The sequence below is a fragment of the Micrococcus sp. IITD107 genome, assembly GCF_041927415.1.
GTDB classification, from domain to species: Bacteria; Actinomycetota; Actinomycetes; order Actinomycetales; family Micrococcaceae; genus Citricoccus; species Citricoccus terreus.
In genome coordinates, this window is record NZ_JBHFFN010000001.1 from 557406 (window position 1) to 569042 (window position 11637).

The 11637-nt window shown below is 69.0% G+C and carries 10 protein-coding genes; 7 read left to right on the plus strand and 3 right to left on the minus strand.

The features are described from left to right. Nucleotides 1–5: 5 nt before the first annotated feature. From ACEXHE_RS02685 to ACEXHE_RS02695, 3 genes are all read left to right on the plus strand, one after another. The gene (locus tag ACEXHE_RS02685) at nt 6–863 is read left to right on the plus strand and encodes a sulfite exporter TauE/SafE family protein (RefSeq protein WP_374784609.1); all 858 of its coding nucleotides are present in this window, start codon (nt 6–8) and stop codon (nt 861–863) included. Between the two features lie 11 nt (nt 864–874). Continuing rightward, nucleotides 875–1720 carry a TrmH family RNA methyltransferase gene (locus ACEXHE_RS02690; RefSeq protein ID WP_374784610.1) on the plus strand — a complete coding sequence of 282 codons (846 nt, stop codon included), beginning with the start codon at nt 875–877 and terminating at the stop codon, nt 1718–1720. A gap of 85 nt (nt 1721–1805) precedes the next feature. Then, nucleotides 1806–2072, plus strand: a complete 267-nt coding sequence (locus ACEXHE_RS02695; protein ID WP_091696934.1) for a type B 50S ribosomal protein L31 — start codon at nt 1806–1808, stop codon at nt 2070–2072. Nucleotides 2073–2171: 99 nt separating this feature from the next. Here ACEXHE_RS02695 and ACEXHE_RS02700 read toward each other — a convergent pair whose 3' ends face one another. Next, nucleotides 2172–2717, minus strand: a complete 546-nt coding sequence (locus ACEXHE_RS02700) for a hypothetical protein (RefSeq protein ID WP_374784611.1) — start codon at nt 2715–2717, stop codon at nt 2172–2174. Nucleotides 2718–2739: 22 nt separating this feature from the next. Here ACEXHE_RS02700 and ACEXHE_RS02705 point away from each other — a divergent pair, with 22 nt between their 5' ends. Continuing rightward, nucleotides 2740–3840 (plus strand): biotin/lipoate A/B protein ligase family protein, encoded by a 1101-nt coding sequence (locus ACEXHE_RS02705; RefSeq protein WP_374784612.1) that lies wholly within the window; start codon nt 2740–2742, stop codon nt 3838–3840. Between the two features lie 75 nt (nt 3841–3915). On the opposite strand, the gene pepN is transcribed toward ACEXHE_RS02705, so the two are convergent. Further along, nucleotides 3916–6594 carry an aminopeptidase N gene (gene pepN, locus ACEXHE_RS02710; RefSeq protein WP_374784613.1) on the minus strand — a complete coding sequence of 893 codons (2679 nt, stop codon included), beginning with the start codon at nt 6592–6594 and terminating at the stop codon, nt 3916–3918. Nucleotides 6595–6718: 124 nt separating this feature from the next. Between pepN and ACEXHE_RS02715 the strand changes: the two genes are divergently transcribed. The 3 genes from ACEXHE_RS02715 to ACEXHE_RS02725 are packed head-to-tail and all read left to right on the plus strand — an operon-like array spanning nt 6719 to nt 10289. Continuing rightward, nucleotides 6719–8518 (plus strand): circularly permuted type 2 ATP-grasp protein, encoded by a 1800-nt coding sequence (locus tag ACEXHE_RS02715; protein ID WP_374784614.1) that lies wholly within the window; start codon nt 6719–6721, stop codon nt 8516–8518. After that, nucleotides 8512–9435 (plus strand): alpha-E domain-containing protein, encoded by a 924-nt coding sequence (locus tag ACEXHE_RS02720; RefSeq protein ID WP_374784615.1) that lies wholly within the window; start codon nt 8512–8514, stop codon nt 9433–9435. The genes ACEXHE_RS02715 and ACEXHE_RS02720 overlap by 7 nt, the downstream gene beginning before the upstream one ends. Continuing rightward, nucleotides 9432–10289, plus strand: coding sequence for a transglutaminase N-terminal domain-containing protein (locus tag ACEXHE_RS02725; protein ID WP_374784616.1), 858 nt, complete (start codon nt 9432–9434; stop codon nt 10287–10289). Before ACEXHE_RS02720 ends, ACEXHE_RS02725 begins: the two co-directional genes overlap by 4 nt. A gap of 31 nt (nt 10290–10320) precedes the next feature. On the opposite strand, the gene glgC is transcribed toward ACEXHE_RS02725, so the two are convergent. Beyond that, nucleotides 10321–11565 carry a glucose-1-phosphate adenylyltransferase gene (glgC, locus tag ACEXHE_RS02730; protein WP_374784617.1) on the minus strand — a complete coding sequence of 415 codons (1245 nt, stop codon included), beginning with the start codon at nt 11563–11565 and terminating at the stop codon, nt 10321–10323. Nucleotides 11566–11637 lie beyond the last annotated feature (72 nt).

Genomic DNA, 11637 nt, shown 5'->3' on the forward strand with positions numbered 1-11637 from the left:
CCGGCGTGGGAGACCTCCTCACCCTGGACGTGCTCGGACTGGACCTCTGGCAGGTCCTGCTGATCCTGCTCGCCGGACTCTGGGCCGGCACCATCAACTCGGTGGTCGGGTCCGGCACCTTGGTGACCTTTCCTGTCCTGGTGGCCATGGGCTTCCCTCCGGTCACCGCCCAGATCTCCAATGCGATCGGTCTGGTGGCCGCCGGGGTCTCCGGCACGGTCGGCTACCGGCGCGAGCTCGGCGAGTCCCGGGCGGTGCTGGTGCCGCTGACCCTGGCCTCGCTCTCCGGCGGCGTCATCGGCGCGTTCCTGCTGATGCTGCTCCCTCCCGAGGTCTTCGGGGTGGCGGCGCCGATCCTGATCGTGGTGGCGCTGAGCTTCGTGATCTTCCAGCCGCGGCTGCAGGCCTGGGTCCGGAGACGCAAGGCCGATCCCACAGCGGAGGTGCCCGGCCAGCCGGCCGGCGCAGCCGAGCCCCAGGTCCCCTCCCGTCCCATCAGCCCCGCCCTGTGGATCCTCGTCTTCGCCGCCGGCATCTACGGCGGCTACTTCGTGGCGGCCCAGGGTGTGCTGCTGATGGGCATCCTGGGTGTGTTCATGGCCGGCACCCTGGTCCACGCCAACGCGGTCAAGACCTGGCTCTCCCTGGCGGTGAACCTGATCGCGGCGGTGTCCTATCTGCTCTTCGCCTTCGACCGGATCGACTGGCGCGCCGTGTTGCTGATCGCCGTCTCCTCCATGGTCGGCGGCAGCCTGGGCGCACGCATCGGCCGGCGGATCAATCCCAACTGGCTGCGCGCAGTGATCGTGGTGGTGGGCCTGGCCGGCCTGGTCAGCATGCTGCTGCGCCTGGCCAACGGCTGAGCGGGGCCGGCGTGACCTCCCCAGCACAGCCCATTGAACTGACCGACGCACAGGACCCGCGCGTCCAGATGTACTGCTCCCTCTCCGACGCCGCCCTGCGCCGCCGCCAGGACACTGAGCACGGGATCTACCTGGCCGAGTCCTCCCAAGTGGTCCGCCGTGCCCTGGACGCCGGGCACACCCCGCGCTCGTTCTTCCTCTCCCACCGCTACCTGAAGTCCATGCAGGACGTGTTCGCCGTGCACCCGGACGTGCCGGTCTACACCGGCTCGGACCAGATGCTGGAGCAGATCACCGGCTTCCACCTGCACCGCGGAGCCCTGGCCGCCATGGACCGTCCTGCCCCGCGCTCGGTGGAGGAGGTGCTTCACGGCGCCCGACGGGTGGTGGTGGTCGAGGACCTGGTGGACCACACCAATCTGGGCGCGATCTTCCGATCCGCCGCAGCCTTGGGGATGGACGCCGTACTGCTCAGTGCGGCCTCGGCTGACCCGCTGTACCGCCGGTGCATCCGTGTCTCCATGGGCACCGTCTTCCAGGTTCCCTGGTCGCGCTTCGCCTCCGGCGAGCATCCCGACGACGGCACCGTCCCGGGGGTGCGCCGCCTCCAGGACCTGGGGTTCCGGGTGGTGGCCCTGGAGCTGACCGACCGTGCGGTTCTCCTGGATGCACCGCACCTGCGTGAGGTGGAGCGGCTGGCACTCGTGCTGGGCAGCGAGGGACCGGGTGTCCGGCATGCCACCCTGGACGCCTGCGACGACCACGTGATGATCCCCATGTCCGCCGGGGTGTCCTCGCTCAACGTCGCCGCCGCGGCCGCCGTGGCGTTCTGGGAGCTGCGCGCCCGGGGTGTATAGTGGACAGCTGGCCGTTCTGCGGCCATCCAACCCTGACCTCTTCCCGCCGCTGGCAAAATCCAGTGGCACCTGCGAAGGAATACCCATGAAGACTGACATCCATCCCGAGTACCAGCTGGTGATCTTCAACGATCTGGCCTCCGGCGAGAAGATCCTCACCCGCACCACCGCCACCTCCGAGAAGACCATGGAGTGGGAGGACGGCAACACCTACCCGGTGATCGACGTCGAGATCTCGGCCGCTTCGCACCCGTTCTACACGGGCAAGCAGCGCATCATGGACACCGCCGGCCGCGTGGAGCGCTTCAACGCCCGCTTCAAGGGCTTCGGCGGCAAGAAGGCCGACGCCTGATCCTCCCGCCCTCGCGCAGGACCGGCTCACGCCGACACACAGCTTCACCTGGACCCGTCTGCTCCGGCAGTCGGGTCCAGTGCTGTCTCTGGACCCGCCTCAGACGTCCAGCAGAGGGAATCGGCCCGTGCCCTGCCGGTCGTCCTCGTCCGTCACTCGAGACGGGCCACCGGGGCGGGAGTCCCGCACCGCCAGCACACAGCCGATGGCGGCCAGCAGCACCATCAGGATGGCGAAGGGGTTGCTCAGGGCCGCCGCGACCCCGCTCATCTCCGGCCCCGCCCAGGCCTCCAGGACCGAGGACGCGCCCTCACCGGTGTCCGGCAGCGTCAGACCCAGACCCAGGCCGCAGATCCAGGCCAGTCCCAGGGCCACCATTGCCCGGACCGACGGGCGGCGAGCAGGCCGGCTGCCGGGCACGGCCAACGCCACCACGGAGAGCACCAACAGCACCGGAACCAGGGTCAGGGCGTAGACCAGGGCCAGGTCTCCGGCCGTGCCCGTCAGGAACCGCCCGGCGCCGACCCACAGGGGGACCGCCAGGGCCGCCACCCACCCCAGCAGGGCCACACCGGCAGGGACCGTCCCGGCAGTGGGGTCTGCGGGTCCGGCGGGCGGGGACGGGTGAGCTGGCAGTGCGGTCATCCTCCGAGCCTAGGATGGACCGGTGACTTCAGCAGAGAACCTCGCCGCGCCCCAGCCCCAGCACACCCACCACGGAGAGTTCAAGGTCTCCGGCGGCAAGCTCGTGGTCGCCGACCTCACCACGGATGAGACCGGTGCGACCGTCACGGCCGCCAGCATCAACGGCGACTTCTTCCTGGAGCCAGACGAGGCCCTCGAGCAGATCAACGCCTCGCTGCGGGGTCTGCCCACGGATGCACCCCACGCGACCATCGCGCAGACGGTGCGTGACGCCGTCGGGCCGGAGACCGTGATGTTCGGCTTCGATCCTGAGTCCGTCGCCACGGCCGTGCGCCGCGCCCTGGGGCATGCCACCACCTGGGAGGACCACGCCTGGCAGGTCATCCCGCCCACACCGCTGCCGGTGGCCGTCAATGCCGCTCTGGACCAGATCCTGGCTGAGGACGTGGGTGCCGGTCGCCGCGCACCGGCCATGCGCCTGTGGCAGTGGACGGATCCTGCGGTGTTCATCGGCTCCTTCCAGTCCGTGGTGAACGAGGTGGACCCCGAGGGGATGGAACACCACGGGGTGACCCTGGTCCGGAGGATCACCGGCGGCGGGGCCATGTTCATGGAGACGGACAACTGCCTGACCTACTCGCTCTACCTGCCTCAGTCCCTGGTGGACGGGATGAGCTTCGCCGACTCCTACCCGTTCCTGGACGCGTGGGCCATGGAGTCGCTGGCGCGCACCGGCGTGGAGGCGTTCTATCAGCCGCTCAACGACATCGCCACACCCCAGGGCAAGATCGGCGGCGCCGCGCAGAAACGTCTGGCCAACGGCGGCATGGTCCATCACGCCACGCTGAGCTATGACATCGACGCGGACAAGATGATGGACGTGCTCCGGATCGGCAAGGAGAAGATCCGGGACAAGGGCATCCGTTCGGCCAAGAAGCGCGTGGACCCGCTGCGCAGGCAGACCGGCCTGAGCCGCGCGGAGATCTGGGACGTGATGATCCAGACCTTCACCGAGCGCACCGGCGCTCAGCTCGCCGAACTCTCCGCGGAGGACATCGCCCGCGCCGAGGAACTGGCCCGCACCAAGTTCAGCACCCCGGAGTGGACCCACCGCGTGCCCTGATTTCTCGGCTGGTCCTCGCACCGGGCGACCGGCCGCCGTCAGTCCGTCCCGACGACGGCCGGTCCCCTCCCAGCCTCAGCTCGCCTGGGCGCGCAGGGCGCGTCGCAGGTTGTCCAGCTCCTCCACGATGATCCGGCGCAGTGCGCGCGGGGCCGCCGGGTGGTCATCCAGCCAGGACTGCGCCGACTGCACCACCGGGTGCGACTCCTGTGCCGCAGGTCCGCCCGGCACCGCATCCTGGGCGGCGGGGAACAGCCCGTGGATGGTGCGGCTGGCCAGTCCGTTGGATCGACTGGACCAGATCCCCTCCAGCTCTGGCCAGAACCGGGCGGAGAACGCAGCGGTCAGGTCCGGCCGCGAGGCGGTGAAACCGTCGGCCAGCGCGGTCAGCTGGTCGTTGGAGAGGACCTCACCGTCGGCCTGCCCGGTCATCACCGCCTCCCACACGCCGGCACGCAGGGCCGGCTCCGGCAGGGCGGCCACGGCGGTCCCGTGCCACACCGAGGTGCGAGCGGTGACCTCGTCCTGGCGGGCGGCATCCAGTGCCGAGCGGTCCACCCGGCCCAGGGCGGCGAGCGCGATCAGCGCCAACCACCGTGCCTCAGCATCCACGCTCAGTCCCTCCGGCACCCCCGTCTGGGCACGGCGGGCCAACGGCTCCAGCACCTGCATGAACTGATCCGCCGTCGGCTCCCCGGCAGCACGGGCCAGCCGGGCGTAGGCACGCAAGGCCGAGCGCTGCCGGTCGCTGCCCGGCCCGATCTCGCGCAGTGCGCTGATGAGCGCCTCGGCCAGGACGCCGCGCACCTGCTCGCGCTCATCGGCCGGGGTGAAGCGCTCCACGGCGGTCACCGCCTGCTCCACGACCTGGGAGTACACGCCCACATCCGGAATGGAGGCGGACAGCCGTGCCACCGCGTCCACGAACACCCGCGCCGGCATCAGCCCGTCGCGGGTCATGCTCCACAGCGCCGCCCATACGGTGGCCCGCGCCAGGCTGTCCTGAACCGGGTGCTCCAGCACGGCGCGCAGTGACTTCTCGTCCAGGCGGATCTTCGCGTAGGTCAGGTCCTCGTCATTGACCAGCAGCAGGCGGGTGCCGTCCGCTGTTCCACGTCCCAGATTCCCGACGACGGTCCGGTCACCGGAGGCGCCTGCCGGCACGTGGACCTCGGCCTCGGCCACGCGCACCAGTGTGCCGTGGGCATCCGGCTCATAGCGGCCCACCTTCAGCACGTGGGGGCGCAGCACGGCCTGACCGGCCGCCGGATCGAATCCTTCCTGGCGCAGCACCAGAGCGCCGTCGCCCTCCTGAGAGTCCTCCAGCCACAGCTCGGGCACGCCGGAGGTCTGCAGCCAGGTCTCGGCCCAGGCCTGCATGTCCTGACCGGAGGCCTCTCCGAGCACGGCCAGGAAGTCGGCGAGCTCGGCGTTGCCCCACGCATGCCGGGCGAAGTACTCGCGGGAGGCGGAGATGAAGGCGTCCCGGCCCACGTAGGCCGCCAGCTGCTTGAGCACCGAGGCGCCCTTGGCGTAGGTGATCCCGTCGAAGTTCTGACGGGCCGCCTCCAGGTCGGTGATGTTGGCGACGATCGGATGGGTGGTGGGGTACTGGTCCTGCACATAGGCCCAGGCCTTCCGGCGCGAGGCGAAGGTGGTCCAGGAACCGGTGTGCTCGGTGGCCTCGGCGACGGCCAGGGTGCCCATGTAGTCGGCGAAGGACTCCTTGAGCCAGAGATCGTCCCACCAGGTCATGGTCACCAGGTCCCCGAACCACATGTGGGCCATCTCGTGCATGATCGTGGTCGCCCGGCCCTCGAACTGGGCCTGGGTGGCCTGGGACTCGAAGAGGTACTGCTCGGTGAAGGTGACCAGTCCGGGGTTCTCCATGGCACCGAGGTTGTACTCGGGCACGAACGCCTGATCGTACTTGCCCCACAGGTAGGGGACGCCGAACAGTCCGTGGAAGAAGTCCAGACCGGCCTTGGTCACCCCGAACAGGGTGTGCGCGTCCAGGGCAGGGACCATGGTCTGGCGGCAGTAGAGTCCCAGCCTCACCTCGGGCGCGCCGGACTCCGGGTGGCCGCCCCAGGTGTCCTCCACCCGGTGGTAGGGACCGGCCAGCAGGGTGGTGATGTAGGTGGACAGCGCGGGGGTGGGGGAGAAGTCCACGGTGACGGAGCCGCCGTCGGGCCCGTCTGCCGGACGGCTCGGCCGCCGCCCGGACTCCGGCTGGTTGGAGGCCAGCACCCAGTCGGCGGGGCCGGTGAGGTGGAAGGTGAATCGTGCCTTCAGATCCGGCTGCTCGAAGTTGGGGAAGACTCGGCGCGCGTCGGCGGGCTCGTACTGGGTGTAGAGGTACACCTGGCCGTCAGCGGGGTCCTGGAAGCGGTGCATACCCTCACCGGAGGAGGAGTAGCGGGAGCTGCCCACCACGGTCACCGTGTTCTCGGCCTGCAGGTCCGGCAGCAGGATCCGTGCCGCTCCGACGTGCTGTGCGGGGTCCAGCCGAACCCCGTTGAGCTCCACGGACTCCACGCTGTGGTGCAGATAGTCCAGGAAGGTGGTGGACCCTGGTTCCGCGCAGGAGAAGGTGATGGTGGTGACGGTGGGGAAGTCCGGGCGGTCCAGGTCCTGGGCGCCGCTGACGTCCACCTGCACGTCATAGGTGTGGGTGGAGATCAGCGCCGAACGGTCGGCGGCCTCCTGGCGGCAGAGGTTGGCCTGGTCCAGGTTCAGCAGAGAGTCGGGCATGCCGGTATTCAATCACCGTTTCATGTCCTGGGTCACACCGCCGGAGGTCGGCCAACGGCGCCTGGCTGGGCCGGTTCTGGACATCATGCGGGGTTTCGGGGCGGTCCGTGGAAAACTGGAGTGCATGTCAGACCTCTTCGACGGCTATGCCGCAGCGCTGGACCGCAGCACCGCGTGGGATGAGATGTTCTCGCCCGGGTTGACCCTGCGGGAGGACTACCGGCCCGTGGAGCAGGCCCTGCGCACCCTCTCCTTGACGGATGTGACCGCTCGGGCCGAGTCCATGGCCCGGACCTTCCTGGACCGTGGGGTGACCTTCGACTATGCCGGTGAGGAACGCGCCTGGCCACTGGACATCGTGCCGCGGGTGATCCCGGCGGATGACTGGGACGTGCTCGAGCGCGGCGTCACCCAGCGGGTGCGGACGCTGGAGGCGTTCCTGGACGATGTCTATGACCAGATGAGCGTGGTGAAGGACGGCGTGGTCCCGCGCTCCCTGATCACCACCTCGGAGCACTTCCACCGGGCAGTGCACGGGTTCCGTCCCGCCGGCGGTGTGCGCGTGCACATCTCCGGGATCGACGTGGTCCGGGACGCTGAGGGCACCTTCCGGGTGCTGGAGGACAACGTCCGTGTCCCTTCGGGCGTGTCCTATGTGCTGGAGAACCGCCGGGCCATGTCCAAGGGTCTGCCGGAGGCGATCGGCTCGGTGAACGTGCGCCCTGTGGAGGAGTACCCGCGCCGGCTGCTGGCCGCCCTGCGCAAGTCGGCTCCGTCCAATGTGGAGAACCCGGTGGTGGTGGTCCTGACGCCAGGCGTGTTCAACTCCGCCTACTTCGAGCACGCCCTGCTGGCCGGGCTGATGGGCGTGGAGCTGGTCGAGGGCCGAGACCTGGTGACGCGAGGGAACAAGGTCTACATGCGCACCACGGACGGGGAGCAGCGCGTGGACGTGATCTACAAGCGGATCGACGACGAGTTCCTGGACCCCATGCACTTCCGGTCCGACTCCGTGCTGGGCTGCCCCGGCATCATCAACGCCGCCCGAGCCGGCAACGTCACCATCGCCAACGCCGTGGGCAACGGTGTGGCCGATGACAAGCTCGTCTACACCTACATGCCTGACCTGGTGCGCTACTACCTGGGCGAAGAGCCGATCGTGGCCAATGTGGACACCTACCGCCTGGAGGAGCGCGAAGCCCGCGAGGAGGTGATGGACCGGCTCGACGAGCTCGTGGTCAAGCCCGTGGACGGCTCTGGCGGCAAGGGACTGGTGATCGGCCCGGACGCCTCGCCCGCAGAGCTGGAGGAGCTGCGCCGCAAGGTGTTTGCCGATCCGCGCGGCTGGATCGCCCAGCCGGTGCTGCAGCTCTCCACGGTCCCCACCCTGGCGGGTGGACAGTTCAGTCCCCGCCACGTGGACCTGCGTCCGTTCGCGGTCAACGACGGCGAAGACGTCTGGGTGCTTCCCGGCGGACTGACCCGCGTGGCTCTCAAGGAGGGGTCGCTGATCGTGAACTCCTCCCAGGGCGGCGGCTCCAAGGACACCTGGGTGATCGCCGACCCGCAGGCGGCCGTCGGCCCGCAGCCCGAGCCCACCCCCGAGCCGCAGATCCATGTGGTCGGCAACGACTGGGAGCTGGAGTCCCAGCAGAGCCCCGTGGATGAAGTGGGTCAGAGCGCCGAGACCGATGAGGATGCGCTGCAGCTCCCGGAGGTCCCGTCCTCGGCGGACCAGCAGGGCCCGACGACGGCCACCGCCTCCTCCTACCGGCGCCCCCCACGCGGTGGTCGCCAACAGCAGCAGCAGGGCCGCCGCGGCCAGCACCAGTCCCAGGGCGAACAGCAGCAGCAGTTCCGTCAGGCCGGTGCCCCTGTCCAGCCCTGCACCGACACCACCGCAGAGGGGGAGCGCTCATGCTGAGCCGCATCGCCGAATCCCTGTTCTGGATCGGCCGGTATGTCGAGCGTGCCGACGGCACCGCCCGCATCCTGGACGTCCACCTGGAACGACTCAACGGAGCCAGCCCGGCCGAGCAGGAACAGGTCACCGGGGACCTGCTCGCGGCGATGGGCGTGCCCCCGCAGGAGGAGAACTCCCTCACCTCACTGCTGGACACCCTCGCCTACAACCGGGTGGCCGCGCACTCCATCTCCGGGGCTCTGGGGGCCGCTCGTGAGAATGCCCGCCGTGCCCGTGAGACGGTCTCCTCCGGACTCTGGGAGGCGCTCAACACCACCTGGTACGGACTGGGCCAGCATCGCAAGGACATGGTGGGCACGTACCGGTTCTGCCATTGGATCCTGGAGCGCACCGCCATGATCCGTGGCCTGACCGACTCCACCATGAGCCATGACGAAGCCTGGCTGTTCCTGGAGCTGGGCCGATCCCTGGAACGGGCGGACAACACCGCGCGGATGATGCTCACCCGGGAGTCCGAAACCCTGGGCCTGTCCTGGGTGAACATGCTGCGCTGCGCCGGAGCCTACGAGTCCTTCCTGCGCACCCAGCGCTCCTCCGTGGCCGAGGACCACGCCGCGGAGTTCCTCCTGTTGGACCGGCTCTTCCCGCGCTCGGTCCTGCGGGCCCTGCAGGACGCCGAGGACGCACTGATGGCCCTGGACCCGTCCTATCAGCGGGTGGGGTTCATGGACGATGCCCGCCGGCTGGTGGGGGACATGCGCTCCTCCCTGGAGTACTCCACGCCGGACACGCTGGAGGAGAACCTCCCGGTGTACCTGCACCAGGTGCAGGAGACCTGTGCGCGGGCCTCCGAGGCCATCACCCACAAGTACTTTTCCCGGGGACAGGAACTGTCCTGGGTCGGAGAGGTGTCATGAGTCGTCTCTACATTTCCCACCGCACGCGGTATGAGTACAACAACCGCGTCTCCACCTCCTACAACGAGGCACGGATGACCCCGCTGACCGATGCCTCCCAGGTCACCCTGGAGTCCTCCATCACCATCACTCCCCAGCAGGCCACCGCCATGGCGTACCGGGACTACTGGGGATCGCGCGTGAGCACCTTCGACATCCACGTCCCGCATGACGCCATGGAGGTGCTGGCCACCGCCACGGTGGAGGTCCACCGCTCACCGGAGGACCCCTTCGGCGAGGACGCCGGGGAGGTGGTCACCTGGGAGCAGCTGGAGTCGATGGAGACCGTCCATGAGTTCTCCGACTTCCTGCCTCAGACCCGGCTGTCCACCCTGACCGAGGAGGGCGCCGAGCAGGTCCGGCGGTTGCGCACCGGGGACCCGAACTCCTCGGCCAAGGCCATCATCGACTGGCTCGCCGGAACCATGACCTACCAGCCTGGCGTCACCTCCGTGCAGTTCGGCGCCGCTGAGGCACTGACCAGTGGTCAGGGGGTGTGCCAGGATCTGGCGCACATCGGCATCGGCGCGCTGCGCACCCTGGGGATCCCGGCCCGGTACGTCTCCGGGTACATCCACCCGCGTCCGGATGCCCCGCTGCGGGAGAAGGTGGCCGGCCAGTCCCACGCCTGGCTCGAGTGGTGGGACGGCTCCTGGCACAGCTGGGATCCCACCAACCACAAGCCGGCCGGAGACCTGCACGTGCTGGTGGGGCGCGGCCGCGACTACCGGGACGTGACCCCGCTGAAGGGGATCGTCTCCGGCGGCGGTGGATCGGCTCTGAACGTCGAGGTCCTGATCACCCGGTACGCCTGAGGCCAGCCGCCCCGGGTGATCAGGACGCAGGTCACCCCAGGGGCGGCACGAACTGGCCCTTGGAGACCACGGTGAGCCCGGACTCTGTCACCGTGTAGCCGCGGGCCTCGTCCTCAGCCCGGTCCAGGCCGATCCGCACGCCTTCCGGGATCACCACGTTCTTGTCGATGATCGCGTTGCGCACATGGGCGCCTTCACCGACCACCACGCCGTCCAGCAGCACGGACTGCTCCACCCACGCCTCGTTGAGCACCCTCACGTCCGTGGAGACCACGGACTGGGCCACGGTGCCGCCGGAGACCACCACACCCTGGGAGAGCATGGAGTCCACGGCGGTGCCCGGTCGCTTGGTGGCCGAGCGCACGAGCTTGGCCGGGGGAGAGATCGACTGGCGGGTGAAGATCGGCCAGTCCGAGTTGTACAGGTTGAAGTCCGGCCAGGGCTTCACCAGATCCATATGGGCGTCATAGTAGGAGTCCAGGGTGCCCACGTCACGCCAGTAGTGCGTGGCCCCGGACTCACCGGGCACCTCATTGGTGGTGAAGTCATAGACGCCGCACTGACCGAGCTCCGTGAAGTAGGGGACGATGTCGCCACCCATGTCATGGTCGGTGTCCTCCATCTGGGCGTCCTTGTTCAGGGCCTGGATCAGTGCGTCAGCGGTGAAGACGTAGTTGCCCATGGAGGCCAGGAACTGTCCTGGGTCGTCCGGCAGGCCCTGGGTCGTCGGCGGCTTCTCCACGAAACGGGCGATCCGGGACGGGTCATCCTCGCGGGTCTCGATCACGCCGAACGAGGAGGCGAGCTCCAGCGGCTGACGCACGGCCGCCACGGTGGCGGCGGCGCCGGAGGCCACGTGGTGGTCCACCATCTGGTGGAAGTCCATCCGGTAGACGTGGTCGGCGCCGATGACCACCACGATGTCCGGACGGGCGTCGTGGATCAGGTTCATCGACTGGTAGATCGCGTTCGCGCTGCCCAGGAACCACTCCTTGCCGCGCCGCTGCTGCGCCGGCACGGAGGCCACGTAGTTCTGGAGCAGGGTGGACATCCGCCAGGTCTCAGAGATGTGGCGGTCCAGGGAGTGCGACTTGTACTGGGTGAGGACCACGACCTTCAGGTACCCGGAGTTCACCAGGTTGGACAGGGCGAAGTCGATCAGCCGGTAGGACCCGGCGAACGGAACAGCCGGTTTAGCCCGATCTGCCGTCAGCGGCATCAGCCGCTTTCCCTCGCCACCGGCCAGCACCACGGCCAGCACCTTCTTCTGCGCCATCTGATAGACCCCGCTTCATCGTCGGTGTGATCTTCCCTTCACACTATCGGCCCGGCGCGCCACTGCACTACG

What these genes read in the sequence shown, in the direction of transcription:
- ACEXHE_RS02695 (WP_091696934.1), top strand. Translation starts at nt 1,806, where the DNA reads ATGAAGACTGACATCCATCCCGAGTACCAGCTGGTGATCTTCAACGAT.
- ACEXHE_RS02700 (WP_374784611.1), bottom strand. Translation starts at nt 2,717, where the DNA reads ATGACCGCACTGCCAGCTCACCCGTCCCCGCCCGCCGGACCCGCAGAC.
- pepN (WP_374784613.1), bottom strand. Translation starts at nt 6,594, where the DNA reads ATGCCCGACTCTCTGCTGAACCTGGACCAGGCCAACCTCTGCCGCCAG.
- ACEXHE_RS02715 (WP_374784614.1), top strand. Translation starts at nt 6,719, where the DNA reads ATGTCAGACCTCTTCGACGGCTATGCCGCAGCGCTGGACCGCAGCACC.
- ACEXHE_RS02720 (WP_374784615.1), top strand. Translation starts at nt 8,512, where the DNA reads ATGCTGAGCCGCATCGCCGAATCCCTGTTCTGGATCGGCCGGTATGTC.
- ACEXHE_RS02725 (WP_374784616.1), top strand. Translation starts at nt 9,432, where the DNA reads ATGAGTCGTCTCTACATTTCCCACCGCACGCGGTATGAGTACAACAAC.
- glgC (WP_374784617.1), bottom strand. Translation starts at nt 11,565, where the DNA reads ATGGCGCAGAAGAAGGTGCTGGCCGTGGTGCTGGCCGGTGGCGAGGGA.